Source organism: Bradyrhizobium sp. SZCCHNS3052, from assembly GCF_032484495.1.
Taxonomy (GTDB): domain Bacteria; phylum Pseudomonadota; class Alphaproteobacteria; order Rhizobiales; family Xanthobacteraceae; genus Bradyrhizobium.
The window spans coordinates 1715459-1732404 of record NZ_JAUETB010000001.1; the positions used below are offsets into that span (position 1 = coordinate 1715459).

The window sequence follows — 16946 nt, forward strand, 5'->3', positions numbered from 1 at the left end:
ATGGTCTCAGGTACTTGAGACCGCCTCATGACGCAGGACGCCAATTGCGTTCCTGCATGGCTTATCCGCGTTATTGCGATTGCGGTGCCTGCGGCGCAGCCGGAGCCGCGGGAGCCTGCTGCTCGTCGGCCTTCTTGAGCTGGTCGAGCACGCCGCCCCCGGTCGGCGCCACCGGGCTCGCGCCGCCTGACTGGGTCTGCCCAGGCAAGGTGCCGAGAATCGAGGTCGGTTTGCGATCCAGACCCGCGAGCCAAGTCAGCGCCAGGCTGGTGAGGAAGAAGAGGAGTGCCAGGATCGCGGTCGTGCGCGTTAACAGGTTGGCCGTGCCGCGGCTCGACATGAAACCGGCGCCGCCGCCCATGCCAAGGCCACCGCCCTCGGATTTCTGCAACAGCACCGTACCGATCAGGACGGCGACAATCATGAGGTGGATGACGATCAAGACAGTCTGCATGGTGACCTTCCGTCACAAGCCCTCGCAGGCCCCGGCCGGAGGCCGGGATCGCGAGAGCTTCGCGGGCTATTCGGAAATTTGCGCGGTGTTACACGATCATGTCGGGCAACGCCACCCCGCAGATAATCGCAGCCGCGCTTCTCACAAGCGCTGCCGCGCCGCCCGTCGTCGAGGCTTGCCCGACCATCCATTTTCTACTATTAGAGACATATGGATCAAATAATAGACGACTTCAGCCAGCGGCTGGCGCGCCGCCTGCTGCTGGAACGGGACAGCCGCGGCTGGTCGCTGGCCGACCTTGCCGAGCGCTCGGGAGTGTCAAAGGCCACCATCAGTAAGATCGAGCGCGCCGAGGTCAGCCCGACGGCGGTCATCCTGGTCAAGCTGGCAAGCGCGTTCGATCTCACGCTGGCCGGCTTGATGCTCCGAGCCGAGGCCCAGTCGGAGCGCCTGTCCAAGGCGGCCGAGCAGCCGGTCTGGCGCGATCCGGACACGGGCTATGTCCGGCGCCAGGTCTTTCTCAGGCCGGATCATCCGATCGAGTTGGTGACCGTCGAGATGCCGGCGCACCGCAGCGTGACCTTGCCGGCCTCCTCATACATCCACATCCGCCAGCTTCTCTGGGTGCAGAGCGGGCAATTGACCATCACGGAAGGCGCGGAACGCCACGTCCTCGGCCCCGGCGACTGCCTCGGCTTCGGCCCACCGATCGACACCACCTTTGCCAACGAGTCGGACGCACCCTGCGTCTATGTCGTGGCGCTTGCCCGGAGTTGAGAATGTCCGCGATTCGAATTGCATCCCTATCGGACACACCGGTCGTGCGAAGCGCGCTTCGCGCCATGCTGATCGAAACGGTCGCCGATGGTGGTTCGGTCAGTTTCATGCACCCGCTTCGCGAGGAGGATGCCGACGCCTTCTGGCGGGAATCGCTTTCGGCCGCGGCGCGCGGCGAACGAGCCGTTCTTGGCGCCTTCGACGGCGAGGATGTGATTGCGACCGTCACGTTGCAGCTGAAGCTGCCGCCGAACCAGCCGCACCGCGCCGAGATCGCAAAGATGATGACGCGCATCAGCCACCGCAAACGCGGAATCGCGACCGCGCTGCTGCGCGCGGCCGAAAACCTCGCCCGCGCGCACGGTCGGACGATGCTGGTCCTCGATACCGCCGAGGATGGGGGCGCCTCACGGCTTTATGAAAGCGTCGGCTTCCAGCTGAGCGGAACCATTCCGGACTATGCCTTGAAGCCGCATGGCGGCCTTACCGGCACGAAGATCTATTGGAAGCGAATCGAACAGGCGGACTGAGGCGTGCGCTTTCGCTCACGTTGCTTCTCAACAGCCCTTCGCAATGGCGAGAAAGTCTGAGGCTTTCAGGCTGGCGCCGCCGACCAACGCGCCGTTGACATTCGCGACCGCCATCAGCTCGGCCGCATTGGAGGGCTTCACCGAGCCGCCATAGAGGATGCGCGTCCGCGCTCCCTCCTGCTTGAAGCGATCGATCAGCAGCTCTCTGATAAAGGCATGAATCTGCTCGACATCCTTGGCAGTCGGGGTCAGGCCGGTGCCGATCGCCCAAACCGGCTCATAGGCCACGACCAGGTTGCCGGCCCGTGATTCCTGCGGCAGGCTGAGGTTGAGCTGGCCGCGCAGGATGTCGAGCGTCTGCCCTGCATCGCGCTGCTGCTGGGTTTCGCCGACGCAAACGATCGCGACCAGCCCGGCGCGCCACACCGCCTCGGTCTTCTGGTGCACCACAACATCGCTTTCGCCATGATCGGCACGCCGCTCGGAATGGCCGACGATGATGGCGGTGGCGCCAGCATCGGCCAGCATCTCCGCCGAAATGTCCCCGGTATGGGCTCCCGACGCCTTGGGGTGGCAATCCTGAGCGCCAACCGCGATCGCGTGGGAGCCGCGCGCCCTTTCGGCGAAGCCTGCCACCAGGGTGGCGGGAGGACAGACCAGCAGGTCGGCCTTTCCGGTGACCTCGGCGGCTCCGGCCAGCATGGCGTCGAACTCGGCGGTCGAGGCCTTCAGGCCGTTCATTTTCCAATTGCCGGCGATCAGCGGCCGGATGCGGTCGGTCATGGCGGGATTCCAGCAAATGTTGTGACAGACATCGGCTAGCAGAGCCCTTCGACGAGCACCAGAGCGGGAGCCGTCTTCCCACCGCTTCAATCGGCCTCAGGGCCGAGGTTGCGACCGGGCGGCCGCCTCTTTATAAGCCGTTTCAACTCGGTGACGGCCTTTTGCGGAATCTGCTTTAAGGCGCGGCCTCTTCATCCTTTTTCCTGCAGACAGACTGGACCCATGCTTCGAGGATTACGCAAGGCCTCATCAAACTGGCTCGGCAAGACCATCATGGCGGTGGTCATGGGCGTTTTGATCGTCAGTTTCGGCATCTGGGGCATCGCCGACATCTTCCGCGGCTTCGGGCAGTCGACGGCTGCAACCGTGGGACGCACGGAGATCTCGGTCAACGAGTTCCGGCAGATCTATACCGACCGGCTGCAGCAGATCGGCCGCCAGCTCGGTCGTCCGCTGACCACCGAGCAGGCCCGCATGTTCGGGCTCGACCGCTCCGTGCTGCAGCAGACGATTGCGGAAGCCGCCCTCGATGAGCAGGCTCGCCGTCTCGGTCTCGCCCAGTCCGATGCGGAGACCATGCGGGTGATCCTCAGCGATCCCAACTTCAAGGGCCCGAACGGGGCGTTCGACCCGCAGCGCTTCCAGGCCATCATCCGCAATTTCGGCTTCACCGAGCAGCGCTACCTGGCTGACCAGCGCCGACAGTCGCTGCGGCGGCAGATCACCGGCACGATCGCGGCCGGGCTGGAGCCGTCCAACACGATGCTCGAGGCGCTCGGCCGCTTCCAGAGCGAGCAGCGCTCGATCGATTACATCAAGCTCGACGCGGCGCAGGCCGGCACCATCGATGCGCTCTCGCCCGAGGTTCTCGCGTCCTATTTCGAAGAGCACAAAGCCCAGTTCAAGGCGCCGGAATATCGCAAGATCTCCTTCGTCGTGGTGACGCCCGAAGAGATCGGCAAGTGGACCGACGTATCTGACGAGGACGCCAGGAAGCTGTTCGACCAGCGCAAGGCGCTGATGGGCACGCCGGAGAAGCGCCAAGTCCAGCAGATGACCTTCTCCACCATGGAGGAGGCACAAGCGGCGCGCGCCCGGATCGCCTCGGGTGAAGTCACGTTCGACGAACTCGCCAAGGAGCGCAACCTCAACCCAGCCGATCTCGATCTCGGTCTGGTGACGAAATCGGCGATTCTCGACCCTGTCGTTGCCGATACCGCCTTCTCGCTGCCGACCGGCGAGGTCAGCCAGCCCGTCAAGGGCGCATTCAACGTGGCGCTGGTCAAGGTCAGCGCGATTCAGCCGGGCCAGCAGCCCGAATATGAGAGCGTCGCTGCCGACATCAAGAAGGAGATCGCAGCCGACCGCGCCAAGTCGCAAGTCGCCAATCTTCGTGACAAGATGGAAGACGAGCGCGGCGGTGGCGCCAGCGTCGCCGAGGCAGCCAAGAAGCTCGGTCTCAATGCCATCACGCTCGAAGCCGTCGACAGGTCCGGCAAGCACCCCAACGGCCAGCCCGTTTCGAACATCCCGCTTGGCCTCGATGTCGTTGCGCAGGCCTTCACCAGCGATGTCGGTGTCGACAACGAGCCGATCTCGTTCCGCGGCGGTTATGTCTGGTTCGAGGTTCTCGGCATCACCCCGCCGCGCGATCGCCCCCTCGACGAGGTCAAGGATCAGGTCGCCGCGCGCTGGCGCGATGACGAGGTCGCCACCAAGCTGCGCGCAAAGGCCACCGAGCTGGTCAAGAAGCTCAGCGAGGGCGGCAAGCTCGCCGACGAGGCGGCATCGCTCGGCGTGAAGGTCGAGACGGCCAGTGCGTTCAAGCGCGACGCCTCGGTGCCCGGCGTCCCCACCGGCGCGATCACCGCCGCATTCCGCACGGCGAAGGACGGCGTCGGCCAGACCGAGGCTGATGGCGGCCGGCGGTGGATTGTGTTCCGTGTCACCGACATCATCGAGCCTAAGGTCGACCTCGCGTCCGAAGATACCAAGAAGCTGAAGGACCAGTTGCAGCGCGCGCTCGCCGACGAGCAAGGCACGGCCTATGTCATGAAGCTCGAGAAAGACATCGGGACGACGATCAACGAGGCTGCGGTGGCCCAGGTGGTCGGCGGCAACAATCAGTGACGGTTTGCTAGGGGCACGCGTGATGGACGATCTCAAGTCGATCATTGGCAAGGTGGCGACCGGCGCGCCGCTGTCCCGCGAGGAGGCGGCGTCCGCCTTCGACAGCATGATGTCGGGCGAGGCGACGCCGTCGCAGATGGGCGCGCTGCTGATGGCGCTGCGCGTGCGCGGCGAGACGGTCGAGGAGATCACCGGCGCCGTCAGCGTGATGCGGGCGAAGATGCTGCGCGTCGATGCGCCGGCGAGCGCGGTCGACATCGTCGGCACCGGCGGTGACGGCTCCGGCTCGGTCAACGTCTCGACCTGCGCCTCCTTCATCGTGGCCGGCGCCGGCGTGCCGGTCGCCAAACACGGCAACCGCGCACTGTCGTCCCGCTCCGGCGCCGCCGACGTGCTCGCCGCGCTCGGCGTCAAGATCGACCTGAAGCCTGACCAGGTCGGGCGCTGCGTGCGCGAGGCCGGCATCGGCTTCATGTTCGCGCCCGCGCATCATCCGGCGATGAAGAACGTCGGGCCGACCCGGGTCGAGCTCGCCACCCGCACGATCTTCAATCTGCTCGGTCCCCTGTCCAATCCGGCCGGCGTCAGGCGCCAGATGGTCGGCGTGTTCTCGCGGCAATGGGTCGAGCCGTTGGCCCACGTGCTGAAGAATCTCGGCTCGGAGGCCGCCTGGGTCGTGCACGGCTCCGACGGGCTCGACGAGATCACCTTGACCGGCCCGACCTTTGTCGCCGCGCTGGAGAACGGTCATATCCGCACCTTCGAGGTCACGCCCGAAGAGGCCGGGCTTGGCCTGTGCGGCAGCGACGGTCTTAAGGGCGGCGACGCCGAAGCCAACGCGGTGGCCCTGCAGAGCGTGCTGGACGGCCTGCCGAGCCCCTATCGCGACGTGGCGCTGCTGAACGCCGCGGCGGCCCTGGTCGTTTCCGGACGCGCCAAGACGCTGAAGGAAGGCGTCGCAATCGGCCGGGATTCGCTCGACAGCGGCGCCGCGGCGGCGCGGCTGAAGCAGCTGATCGAGGTCTCCAACAGCTGATCCACCGGAGCGTGCCATGTCGGACATCCTGACCAAGATCGAAGCGTATAAGCGCGAGGAGATCGCGGCCGCCAAGCGGGCATGCCCGTTGCCGGAGCTCGAGGCCCGCGCGCGTGACGCTTCGCCGCCGCGCGGCTTCGTTGCCTCGATCCGAGCCAAGCATGCGAACGGCGACTACGCGCTGATCGCCGAGGTGAAGAAGGCCTCGCCGTCCAAGGGACTGATCCGCGCCGATTTCGATCCGCCGGTGCTTGCCAAGGCCTACGAGGCCGGCGGCGCGGCCTGCCTGTCGGTGCTGACAGACACGCCGTCGTTCCAGGGCCATCTCGACTTCATGGTCGCCGCGCGGGCCGCGACCGCCCTGCCCGTGCTGCGCAAGGACTTCATGTTCGACACCTACCAGGTGATCGAGGCGCGTGCTCACGGCGCCGACTGCATCCTCATCATCATGGCCGCGCTGGACGATGCCGCCGCTGCGGACATCGAGGCTGCCGCGCTCGCCCACGGCATGGATGTGCTGATCGAAATCCATGATCGCGCCGAGCTCGATCGCGCGCTGAAGCTGCGCTCGCCGATGATCGGCATCAACAACCGCAACCTGCGAACCTTCGAGACCACGCTGGCGACCTCCGAAGCGCTGGCGCCGCTGGTCCCGGTCGAGCGTCTTCTGGTCGGCGAAAGCGGCATCTTCACGTCGGCCGATCTCGCGCGCCTGGCGCGCGTCGGCATCCAGACCTTCCTGGTCGGCGAGAGCCTGATGCGGCAGGCGGACGTCAGGGCGGCGACGCGCGCGCTGCTTGCGCGCAATGCCGCCTCCGCCAGCGCGGCTGAGTGACCATGGCCGACAAGTCGCCCGACGCTCCCGCCCTCACCCACATCGACGCCCGCGGCGAAGCCCGCATGGTCGACGTGTCGGACAAGGCCGCGACCGAGCGAACCGCGACCGCCGAGGGCCGCGTCGTCATGAGCCCGGCGACGCTTGAGCTCATCCTGTCCGGCAACGCCAAAAAAGGTGACGTGCTCGGCACTGCCCGCATCGCAGGCATCATGGCCGCCAAGCGGACCTCCGAGCTGATTCCTCTGTGCCACCCGCTGGCGCTGTCCAAGGTCACCGTCGACATCACGCCCGATGCCGCGCTACCCGGCTGCCTCGTCAGCGCCACCGTCAAGGTGACCGGGCCGACCGGCGTGGAGATGGAAGCCCTGACGGCCGTGTCCGTCGCCTGCCTGACCATTTACGACATGATCAAGGCGGCCGAGCGCGGCGTACGCATCGAAGGTATCCGCTTGACCGAAAAGATCGGCGGCAAGTCCGGGCACTATCGCGCCTGAAGAGATTACGAAGCCAAATACAACTTCGAATTAATTGTTCGCTAACTCAACTTCCTAACCTCACTTCCATTGCGGACCGATAGCAATGGTTGTGGGAGGGACATCGTAGCGGTTCCATCCCGAAGCGCCGATCGCAAGCGTATTCAGGACCGATGACGACCAACGCTAGTCCAGGGAATGCCCTCAGAGCTTCGACCGACCGCGGTGGACCGATCCGCTGGCTGGTCGGCGGAGGCCTCGTGCTGATTGCAGCCATCGCGATCGGTACGACCATCATGGCCGACAGTTTCCGGGAACGCGCGCTGAACAGCGCGACGCGTGAGCTGGAGAACACCGTCCTTCTGCTGGCGCGCCATTTCGATCAGCAGATGGAGGATCTCGGCGCGATCCAGCGCGATCTCGCCAACTACGTCCGACAGAACCACATCGACAGCGGCGCCCGCTTCAAGGAGCAGATGGGAAGCGCCGCCGTCAATGCCATGCTGAAGGACAAGCTGAGCGCGGTGACCTATGTCGGCGGTTTGAACATCTTCGACTCCGACGGCAACCTGATCAACTCCGGAGCGGCCTGGCCGGTGCCGCCCGTCAACATTGCCGATCGCACCTTTTTCAAGCGGCTGAAATCCGATCCGACCGCGCCGCAACTGCTGATCGAGCCGGTGGTGGGCCGGATCACCGGCACATATGTCGCAGTCATCGCCCTGAAACTGACCAGTCCCAACGGCGAGTTCCTGGGCATCATCAGCCGCAGTCTCGAACCCATCAATGTCGAGCGGTTCTTCGCCTCGGTCGCGCTCGGGCCCGACGCGGCGATCTCGATGATGCATCGCGACGGAACCCTTCTGGCTCGCCATCCACGCCATGAGGGCATGCAGAACCAGAACTACAAGAGCGCGCCGATCTTCCGCCAGATCCTGGCCGGCGATGGCAACACCACGGGCATTTTCAGCAGCCCCGTCGACGGCGAGCACCGCATCGGCGCATCGCACCGGCTGACGAGCTATCCCTTGATCGTGACCGCGACGACGACGGTCTCGGCGGCGCTCGCCGACTGGCGCGAGCAGATGCGCTTCCTGATCGCCGTCGGCGTGACGTCGGTCCTGCTGATCGCCGGCATGCTTTACGTCGTGGTGCGCCGGCTGATCAGCGACCACGACGCCTCCAGCCGCCGCTTGACGCTGGAGAAGGAACGGCTCGACAAGGCCGTCAACAACATGACCCAGGGCCTCTTGCTGTTCGATGCATCGGAGCGCCTGGTCATCAGCAACCAGCGCTACGTCGACATGTACGGCCTGTCTGCCGACGTCGTGAAACCAGGCTGCACGTTTCGCGCGCTGATCGCGCACCGCAAGGCCACCGGCTCGCTGGCGGGCGACGACGTCGAATATGCCGATGCGGTGCTGCGCGACATCGGCCGCAAGACCTCGCAGATCATCGAGACCACGGACGGTCGCTGGATCCAGATCGTCAACGAGCCGATCGCGGGCGGCGGCTGGCTCGCCACCCACGAGGACATTACCGAGCGCAAACGGTCCGAGGAGCAGATCACGCATCTGGCGCACTACGACGCCCTGACGGATCTGCCGAACCGCACCCTGTTCCACGAGCGCCTCAAGGAGGAGCTGACCGGCGTCCCCCACGGCCGGCGCCTCGCGCTGCACTACATCGACATCGACGAGTTCAAGGGCGTCAACGATTCGCTCGGCCACCTCATCGGCGACGAGCTGTTGAAATCCGTCGCGGCGAGCCTGAGCGCCTGTGTCGGCAGCGCAGGGTTCGTCGCCCGCCTTGGCGGCGACGAGTTCGCCGTGGTCCAGACGGCGATCCGCAACCGGGAGGATGTCGAACAGCTGATCGAGGATATTCTCGGCGCGATCCGCGCCCCGCGTGACTGCCTCGGCCATCAGCTCACGACCGACGCCTCGATCGGCGTGGCGTTGATCCCCGAGCACGGCACCGATCTCGACCAGATCATGAAGAACGCCGATCTGGCGATGTACGCCGCCAAGGCCGCGGGACGCCGCACCTGGCGCTTCTTCGAGCCCGAGATGGACGCCCAGATCAAGGCGCGCCACCAGCTCGAGGTCGACCTGCGCCAGGCCATGGCCGACGATCGACTCGAGGTCTACTACCAACCTTGTCTGAGCCTGCAGGACGACCGCATCGTCGGTTGCGAGGCGCTGGTGCGCTGGAGGCATCCGACCCGCGGCGCCGTCTCGCCGGCCGAGTTTATTCCGATCGCCGAGGACACCGGCCTCATCAACCTGCTCGGCGAACGCGTCCTCCAGGTCGCCTGCACCGAGGCGGTGAGCTGGCCGGACGACATCCGGCTCGCCGTCAACGTCTCGCCGGTGCAGTTCAAGAGCGGCACCCTGGCGCTCAAGGTCGCCAATGCACTTGCGACCTCCGGCCTGCCGCCGCATCGGCTGGAACTCGAGATCACCGAAGCGGTGCTGATCCGCGACGACGACGCGCTCGACACCCTGCACCAGTTGCGCGCGCTCGGCGTCCGCATCGCGCTCGACGATTTCGGCACCGGCTATTCGAGCCTCAGCTATCTCCAGCGCATTCCGTTCGACAAGATCAAGATCGACCGCTGTTTCGTCAAGGACATCACCGATAGCGAGGGTTCCGCGGCGATCGTCCAGGCCGTGGTCAACATCGCCGCCATCCGCAAGATGTCGACGACCGCCGAGGGCGTCGAGACCGAGGCGCAGCGGCAGGTGCTGAAGCGGCTCGGCTGCTCGGAGATGCAGGGCTATCTGTTCAGCCCTCCGAAGCCCGCAGCCGACGTGCGGCAATTGTTCGCTGCGCAGCGCGCCAATCCCTCATCCGGCCGCCATTCGCGCTCGGACGCCGCCTGAGCCGGTTCCGAACCGATAAATACCGTTGCAATTTGAGGCTTTTCCGCAAGCCAGATTCAAACCCTGCCGACTGGTCGTGCCTTGAAGTCCACGGCTCCGCCATGATCTACGGGACACAGACGGACATACTCCGTGTTCGCCTGTACACACTGGTCGAAAACCACGGCGGGACGGCCTCAGGGCCGCCCCGTCGGGTGTGAGCATCGCGCGTCGCGAGCCGCGCACCCGCCCGCTTCGCAGATCAGTTCGGCACCGCCGCCTTGGCGCGGACGTCGGCGTTCACCGTGACGCCCCGCAGCACGTTGAATGCGGCGTGCAGCGCCTTGTCGTCCTTCTCGTCCGGCGGAACGTAGGACTGCGAGCCGGTCTGCTCGGTGCCGTCGGCAGCGGAGAGATGGCCGCGCATGCCGGCCTCACCCTTGAGATCGCCGCGATCCTTCAGCTCGTCCGGCACGTCCTGCTTGACCTCGATGTCCGGCGCGATGCCCTGCGCCTGGATCGAGCGTCCCGACGGCGTGTAGTAGCGCGCCGTGGTCAGCGCCAGCGCGCCGTTGCCAGCGCCGAGCGGAATGATGGTCTGCACCGAGCCCTTGCCGAACGAGCGCGTGCCGACCAGGGTCGCACGCTTGTGATCGTGCAGCGCGCCGGCCACGATCTCCGACGCAGAGGCCGAGCCGCCATTGATCAGCACCACGAGCGGCTTGCCCTTGGTGAGGTCGCCGCCGCGCGCGGTGAAGCGCTGCGTCTCCTCCGGATTGCGGCCGCGGGTGGAGACCACCTCGCCCCGCGGCAGGAACGTGCTGGAGACCGACACGGCCTGATCGAGCAGCCCGCCCGGATTGTTGCGCAGGTCGACCACGTAGCCGGCGAGCTTCTCCTGCGGGATCTCCTTGGAGATGCTGGCGACCGCCTTGCGCAGACTCTCGGTGGTCTGCTCGTTGAAGGATGTGATGCGGATATAACCGATGTCGCCGCCTTCGGTGTGATAGCGCACCGGGCGCACCTTGATGATCTCGCGCGTCAGCGTAACGTCGAGCGGTGCGTCCTTGCCCTTGCGCATGATGGTGAGCTTGGTCTTGGTGTTGACGCCGCCCTTCATCTTGGCGACGGCCTGCTCGAGCGTCAGTCCCTGCACCGCCTCGCCGTCGATCTTGGCAATGAGATCGCCCGAGAGAACGCCGGCCTTGGACGCGGGCGTGTCATCGATCGGCGCGACGACCTTGACCAGGCCCTCCTCCATGGTGACCTCGAGACCGAGTCCGCCGAACTCGCCGGACGTGGTCTCCTGCATGTCGCGCCAGGACTTGTCGTTCATGTAGCGCGAATGCGGATCGAGCGAGGACACCATGCCGTTGATGGCGCCTTCGATCAGCGCGGGATCGCTCGGCTTCTCGACATAGTCGGCGCGAACACGCTCGAACACCGCGCCGAACAGATTGAGCTGCGAATAGGTGTCGGCCATGCCGGCCGCGGCCTTGGCCTTGGCCACGAGTTGCGCGCCGTCGGGACCCGTGACCATCAGGGTCAGCCCGACGCCGGTCATCGTGCCCGCCAAGAACAGCCAGTTTTTTCGCATTGTTTGCTTCCCGAGCGTTTGTTGGATGGCCGGCCGATCAAATGGTCCGCACGCATCGCCGGCGCGATTTGTGTTGCGAACACACACCACATTTCCGGTTTCTTCAAGGCCGATATTGCGCCGCCGTACCGGGGCCCGACCGCCGGCGCTCGCATCCGAAATGGACGTTCACAGGCTGAAATCAAGCTCAAGGCTGCGCCGGCGCCGGGCCCGGCTGAACATACCCCGTCTTTCACGGACACCCATGATCACAATTCGACGAGCCGTGTACCACGCCGCGATTTGATGGCCTGGGCCTGCGGGGCGCCGCTCCCCGCGCGCGCCCGGGAAGCTCGAGTTCGGAATGGCTTGCTCCCGGCCCGCTCGATGGGCAATGCTCCGCAGCAAAACCGCAAGCATGACAGTCGCTGGGAGGCAAACATGAACCAACGGACCCCGATCGAGGCCGGGTGGCGGAACGTCGAACTCGGCTCGAGCGACGAGAAGTTCCAGAACCTGCACGAGCTCATCCGCAAGGCGCGCGCCCAGCTCAACCAGAACGCCTGGGACTACATCATCGGCGGGGCCGAAACCGAGACCACGCTGCGTCGGAACCGGATGGCGCTCGACGAGATCGCGTTCCGTCCGCGCGTGCTGCGCGACGTGTCCAGGGTCGACGCCTCGGTCGAAACTTTCGGCCGCAAGCTGCGCCTGCCGGTGGTCATGGCCCCGGTCGGTGCGCTCGAAATCTTCGATCCGGCAGGGGCGGCCAGCGTGGCCCGTGGGGCGGGCCGATTCGGAGCCGCGCACATGCTGAGCTCGGTGTCGGAACCCGGGCTGGAGAAGACCGCCGAGGCCGCGCCCGACGCGCTGCGAATCTTCCAGCTCTATGTCCGCGGCGACGACGCCTTCGTCGAGGACTATGTGAGCCGGGCGGTCGCCAACAGCTACACCGCGTTCTGCCTGACCGTCGACACCGCCCATTACAGCCGGCGTGAGCGCGACATCGCCAAGCGCTACGTCCGCGAAAGCCGGCTGCGCGCGACCGGCGGCGACCACCAGAAGGCGCTGAGCTGGCACACCGTCAAGCTGATCAAGGACAAGTTCAAGCTGCCGCTGATCATCAAGGGCATCGCGACCGCCGAGGACGCGCAGATTGCGGTCGATCACGGCGTCGACTGGATCTACGTCTCCAACCATGGCGGCCGCCAGCTCGACCATAGCCGCGGAGCCATGCATGTGCTGCCAGAGATCGTCGCCGCCGTGAAGAGCCGGGCAAAGATCATGGTCGACGGCGGCTTCTGCCGCGGCACCGACATCGTCAAGGCGATCGCCTCCGGCGCCGACCTCGTCGGCATCGGCCGGCTGCAATGCTGGGCGCTCGCCGCGGCCGGCGAGGACGGCATCCTGCGCATGCTCGAGCTGCTGGAGGACGAGGTCATCCGCGCGCTCGGCCTGCTCGGCGTCACCTCGTTCGCGGAGCTGAACGCGTCCTATCTGCATCCGGCGGCCGCCACCAACCTGCCGAGCGTGGTCAGCGCGTTTCCGCTGGTCGACATCGAGCCCTACCGGTATTGAGGAGGCGCCGCTTCCGTCCCACGCAAGGCATCGTCGACCCGCCCCATGCCCGCCTCCGCTCTCCGCCCCGGCGCCGCCGACGCGCTGCTGTTCGACCTCGGCCGCGTCGTCATCGACATCGATTTCGTCCAGGTTGTCTCGCGCTGGGCAGCGCATGCCGGCTGTCCGCCGGAGCGCATCGCCGCGCGCTTCGTGCGCGACGAGATCTATCACGGGCACGAGCGCGGCACCGTCTCCGATGCCGCGTTCTTCGCCAACCTGCGCCGGCAGCTCGGCATCGACATCACCGACGCGCAGTTTCTCGAGGGCTGGAACGCGATCTTCGTCGGCCCGATGCCGGGCATCGCCCCGCTGCTCGCACGCGCGGCTTCGAGACTGCCGCTCTATGCCTTCTCCAACACCAACCAGCCGCACATCGATCACTTCTCGCCGCGCTATGCCGACCTGCTTGGTCACTTTCGCGAGATCTTCCTGTCGTCGTCGATCGGCCTGCGAAAGCCGGATGCCGAGGCGTATGATCACGTGGTGCGGGCGATCGGCGCGCCGGCCGAGCGGATCGTTTTCTTCGACGATCTCGCTGAAAACATCGACGGCGCGCGAACGAGCGGGCTGCAGGCGGTGCTGGTGCGCTCGACGGCCGACATCGCCGCGGCGCTGGAGGCGCTCGGGATCTGATCGCGTCGCGCAAGGGTGCGTCATGGCCGGCGGCGTGACGTTCTGAAAGGCTGCGCTCGCAATGACGGTGCCCACTCGTGCAAAATTGTTCTCGCGACACGATGTGCCCGAGCTTTGCTGCTCTCATTTCACCCTCCTCCAATCGGAGGGCGCAGGGAATGCCGGGCTGCAGGCCGCAACCCATGGCCCGCCTGCAGAAAAAAAGCAGGCGGCAGTCACCACAGGTCCAGCCGACATCCGGCATTCCCTGCGCGATGGTCTTCACGCTTATACGCGATCTCCCCGGTGCCCGGCTTGTTGGCCACCGTCGCCGACGGGATCATCAGCACCCTTCGGCTTGGCATCAGCTTCGGGATGCCAGGACCACGCGACTTCACGTCCGCGCCATGCCGTTCGTCCGCGCGCCATCAGGGCACGCTGCGACACGTCGCGGCCACCGCATCCCGCGCTCCACGTCCGTGACGATCGCGAAGCGCCCCTCCTGTCGAGCACGGGACCAAATCAGCATAGCAGCTTTTTCCGAAAAAGCGAATCCTAAATGCGACCGCCGGCAACGGCGCCATCCGGCCCGTCTCCCGCCACATCCGCTGGCCGCAGACGAGCCGGCGCCTAAGCGCATCGGCATCGGCGGCGAGATCGTCAAGATCGCGCCGTGCTCGATGACCATCGTCGGCACGCTCGCCGATTGGTCGCAATGGACCGGCGTGACCTTCGACAGCTCGGGCGAGATCGAGGTCCCCGGTGCTCTCGTGCCCGTGCTCGCGTCGGTCGAGCACGACCATGCCGCCTATGTCGAGCCGAATGTCTGGATTCGGCATCCGCTCTGACGCGGTGCAGGTCGTCCGCGCGACGATCAACGCGCCGGCACGACGCGCTCGTTGAGAAATCCGATCACCACGTCGAACGCCTGCCGTCGATTCCGCTCCATCAGGATCATGTGCGTGCCCTGCCCGATCTCGACCAGGCGCTTGTATGGCGCGCTCACGAGGCGAACGAACAGGTCGTGCGCCATCCCGAAGCGGACATCCACATCCCATTCCGTCGCGAGCACGAGAACCGGGCAGTCGATCGTGCTGGGATCGTAGATCGGCTGGTCCACGGTCCAATGCTCGTCCATGTGGCGCGTGCAGATCGAGGGCGTCGCGGCAACGCATATGACGATCGCCTATGACCGGCGCGGATTTGGTGAGACGGTCGCCTATGAGGAAGCTCATTCTCCGGTCGAGGACCTGCTCGCCGTCGTCGACGCGCTCGCGCCGGCGCGGCCGGCGACGCTGATTGCCTGCTCGCAAGGAGGCCGCATCGCGCTCGACTTCGCGCTTCGCCATCCGTCACGTATGGCATCGCTGGTGCTGATCGCACCTTCGATCAGCGGCGCGCCGGAGCCGGTCTATCCACCGGAGATCAAGGCGCTAACGGCGTCGTTGGCCGCTGCCGAGGCCGCACAGGATTGGGATCGGGTCAGCGCTATCAAGGCGCATCTGTGGGTCGACGGTCCCTTGCAGCGCGAGGGACGCATCTCCGGCGAGCCGCGCGAGACGTTCCTGAAGAAGAACGCCGCCGCACTCCGCGCGCCGCCAACCGGCGCGACTCTCGATGTGGCACCAGCCTTCCCACGCCTCGCGGAGATCGTCGCGCCATCGCTCGTCATCCGGGGGGACTTGGACTTTCCTCACATCCAGCAGCGAAGCAGGCTGCTCGCCGCAACAATGCCGAACGGGGTCAGGACATGAGCTGGCCGGAACGGCGCACCTGCCGAGCCTGGAACGTCCGCAGGAGGTCATGCGGTTGATTGCGGACTTTCTCGCGCGATCGTGAGGCAGCGGCCCGGAAACGGCCCACAGCAGACGGTCAGAACGCAGGGAGCGGCCTAGGCCCTTGGCCGCGCCGTGCGCGTTCGGTTAGAAGGCGATTCATTCGATCTGCCGTCTCCGTCCGAAGGAAATCCCATGGCCCTGATGCCGGTGTCTGATGCGTTGTCCGCCGTGCTCGCCGGCGCCGAACCGCTGGCCGAGGAGCAGGTCGGGCTGGACGAAGCGTTTCACCGCATCCTGGCGCGGGACATCGCGGCGCTGCGGACGCAGCCGCCCGAGGCGATGTCGGCGATGGACGGCTATGCCGTGCGCGCGGCGGACGCCGCCCAGGCCAAGGCGCGGCTGAAGATCATCGGCGAGGTTGCGGCGGGGCGGCCGTTCGATCGCGTGGTTGGACCCGGCGAGGCGGCGCGGATCTTCACCGGTGGCGTTGTTCCGGAGGGCGCGGACGCGGTGGTGATCCAGGAGGACACGATCGCCGAAGATGGCCACGTCGTGATCACCGAGGCCGCGATCAAGGGCCGGCATATCCGGCCGGCGGGCGTCGACTTTCACCAGGGCATGGTGCTGCTGAAGTCCGGGCGCCGGCTCAGCGACCGCGACCTGTCGCTGGCGGCCAGCATGAATCATCCGGCGCTGCCGGTGCGGCGCCGGCCGAAGGTGGCGCTGCTCGCCACCGGCGACGAGCTGGTGATGCCGGGCTCGACACCCGGCCCGGGCCAGATCGTCTATTCCAACGGCTACGCCTTGCGGGCGATGGTGCGCAACGAGGGCGGGACCCCGATCGATCTCGGCATCGCCGCGGATACGATGGAGGCGACGATCGCCGGCATCCGCCGGGCCCGAGAGGCCAAGGCCGACATCCTGATCACGACCGGCGGCGCCTCGGTCGGCGATCACGACCTGGTCAAGCAGGCGCTCGAAGCCGAGGGCGTCGAGATGGCGTTCTGGAAGATCGCGATGCGGCCGGGCAAGCCGATGATGCACGGACGGCTCGGCGACGTCAGGGTGATCGGACTGCCCGGCAATCCGGTGTCGTCCTATGTCTGCGCCCTCCTGTTCCTGGTGCCGCTGATTCGGCGGCTGCTCGGCCGCGACGAGGCCGTGATGCCGCGCGAGACCGCCCTGCTCGGCCGCGAGCTCGGGCCGAACGATTCGCGCGAGGACTATCTGCGGGCGCGGCTCGAAGAGCGCGCCGACGGCACGCTGGTTGCGACCCCGGTGAGCCAGCAGGATTCGTCGCTGCTTGGGAATCTCGCGCTCTCGCAGGCGGTGGTGATCCGGCCGGCGTTTGCGCCGAAGGCGCCTGCCGGCAGCCCGTGCGAGATCCTGCGCCTGCCGAACTGAGCCGCTTCCCCGGTAAAGCCCGGTCTGTTCATCATATTTTTAGGATTGCGGAACACACATCGAACATATAG

At 66.4% G+C, this 16946-nt stretch carries 16 protein-coding genes; 12 read left to right on the forward strand and 4 right to left on the reverse strand.

Going from position 1 to position 16946, the window contains the following annotated elements:
• Positions 1 to 70: 70 nt before the first annotated feature.
• A complete protein-coding gene (gene secG / locus QX073_RS07850; RefSeq protein ID WP_316225541.1) occupies positions 71 to 454 on the reverse strand; it encodes a preprotein translocase subunit SecG in 384 nt (127 codons plus the stop codon).
• A 210-nt stretch (positions 455 to 664) separates the two neighbouring features.
• Between secG and QX073_RS07855 the strand changes: the two genes are divergently transcribed.
• Complete coding sequence (locus tag QX073_RS07855) at positions 665 to 1231, forward strand: XRE family transcriptional regulator (RefSeq protein ID WP_315711636.1); 567 nt, start codon at positions 665 to 667, stop codon at positions 1229 to 1231.
• Positions 1232 to 1233: 2 nt separating this feature from the next.
• On the forward strand, positions 1234 to 1761 hold the full coding sequence (locus tag QX073_RS07860) for a GNAT family N-acetyltransferase (protein WP_315711635.1): 528 nt from the start codon (positions 1234 to 1236) through the stop codon (positions 1759 to 1761).
• Between the two features lie 27 nt (positions 1762 to 1788).
• On the opposite strand, the gene tpiA is transcribed toward QX073_RS07860, so the two are convergent.
• Positions 1789 to 2544 (reverse strand): triose-phosphate isomerase, encoded by a 756-nt coding sequence (gene tpiA / locus QX073_RS07865; RefSeq protein ID WP_315750930.1) that lies wholly within the window; start codon positions 2542 to 2544, stop codon positions 1789 to 1791.
• A 222-nt stretch (positions 2545 to 2766) separates the two neighbouring features.
• Between tpiA and QX073_RS07870 the strand changes: the two genes are divergently transcribed.
• From QX073_RS07870 to QX073_RS07890, 5 genes are all read left to right on the forward strand, one after another.
• Positions 2767 to 4674, forward strand: a complete 1908-nt coding sequence (locus tag QX073_RS07870; protein ID WP_316225595.1) for a peptidylprolyl isomerase — start codon at positions 2767 to 2769, stop codon at positions 4672 to 4674.
• A gap of 22 nt (positions 4675 to 4696) precedes the next feature.
• Positions 4697 to 5710: an anthranilate phosphoribosyltransferase gene (gene trpD / locus QX073_RS07875; protein ID WP_315711632.1), complete on the forward strand. Its 1014-nt coding sequence runs from the start codon at positions 4697 to 4699 to the stop codon at positions 5708 to 5710.
• A 16-nt stretch (positions 5711 to 5726) separates the two neighbouring features.
• Positions 5727 to 6545, forward strand: coding sequence for an indole-3-glycerol phosphate synthase TrpC (gene trpC, locus QX073_RS07880; protein WP_316225542.1), 819 nt, complete (start codon positions 5727 to 5729; stop codon positions 6543 to 6545).
• Positions 6546 to 6547: 2 nt separating this feature from the next.
• Positions 6548 to 7042 carry a cyclic pyranopterin monophosphate synthase MoaC gene (moaC, locus tag QX073_RS07885; RefSeq protein ID WP_316165272.1) on the forward strand — a complete coding sequence of 165 codons (495 nt, stop codon included), beginning with the start codon at positions 6548 to 6550 and terminating at the stop codon, positions 7040 to 7042.
• Positions 7043 to 7194: 152 nt separating this feature from the next.
• Positions 7195 to 9906, forward strand: coding sequence for an EAL domain-containing protein (locus QX073_RS07890; RefSeq protein WP_316225543.1), 2712 nt, complete (start codon positions 7195 to 7197; stop codon positions 9904 to 9906).
• A gap of 241 nt (positions 9907 to 10147) precedes the next feature.
• On the opposite strand, the gene QX073_RS07895 is transcribed toward QX073_RS07890, so the two are convergent.
• Positions 10148 to 11482, reverse strand: a complete 1335-nt coding sequence (locus QX073_RS07895) for a S41 family peptidase (RefSeq protein ID WP_315827483.1) — start codon at positions 11480 to 11482, stop codon at positions 10148 to 10150.
• 420 nt (positions 11483 to 11902) lie between these two features.
• Here QX073_RS07895 and QX073_RS07900 point away from each other — a divergent pair, with 420 nt between their 5' ends.
• The 3 genes from QX073_RS07900 to QX073_RS07910 all read left to right on the forward strand — a co-directional run bounded on the left by QX073_RS07900 (position 11903) and on the right by QX073_RS07910 (position 14541).
• Positions 11903 to 13039, forward strand: coding sequence for an alpha-hydroxy acid oxidase (locus QX073_RS07900; protein WP_316225544.1), 1137 nt, complete (start codon positions 11903 to 11905; stop codon positions 13037 to 13039).
• Positions 13040 to 13084: 45 nt separating this feature from the next.
• Positions 13085 to 13714 (forward strand): HAD family phosphatase, encoded by a 630-nt coding sequence (locus tag QX073_RS07905; RefSeq protein WP_315750920.1) that lies wholly within the window; start codon positions 13085 to 13087, stop codon positions 13712 to 13714.
• A gap of 458 nt (positions 13715 to 14172) precedes the next feature.
• Entirely contained in the window at positions 14173 to 14541 is a 369-nt protein-coding gene (locus tag QX073_RS07910; RefSeq protein WP_315750919.1) for a hypothetical protein, read from the forward strand.
• Positions 14542 to 14567: 26 nt separating this feature from the next.
• On the opposite strand, the gene QX073_RS07915 is transcribed toward QX073_RS07910, so the two are convergent.
• Complete coding sequence (locus QX073_RS07915; protein ID WP_315750918.1) at positions 14568 to 14831, reverse strand: hypothetical protein; 264 nt, start codon at positions 14829 to 14831, stop codon at positions 14568 to 14570.
• Between QX073_RS07915 and QX073_RS07920 the strand changes: the two genes are divergently transcribed.
• Both QX073_RS07920 and glp read left to right on the forward strand, forming a co-directional pair.
• Entirely contained in the window at positions 14830 to 15447 is a 618-nt protein-coding gene (locus QX073_RS07920) for an alpha/beta hydrolase (RefSeq protein WP_315750917.1), read from the forward strand. The two genes, QX073_RS07915 and QX073_RS07920, sit on opposite strands and share 2 nt — an antisense overlap.
• Before the next feature lie 216 nt (positions 15448 to 15663).
• A complete protein-coding gene (gene glp, locus QX073_RS07925; RefSeq protein WP_316225545.1) occupies positions 15664 to 16875 on the forward strand; it encodes a gephyrin-like molybdotransferase Glp in 1212 nt (403 codons plus the stop codon).
• The last annotated feature ends 71 nt before the right edge of the window (positions 16876 to 16946 follow it).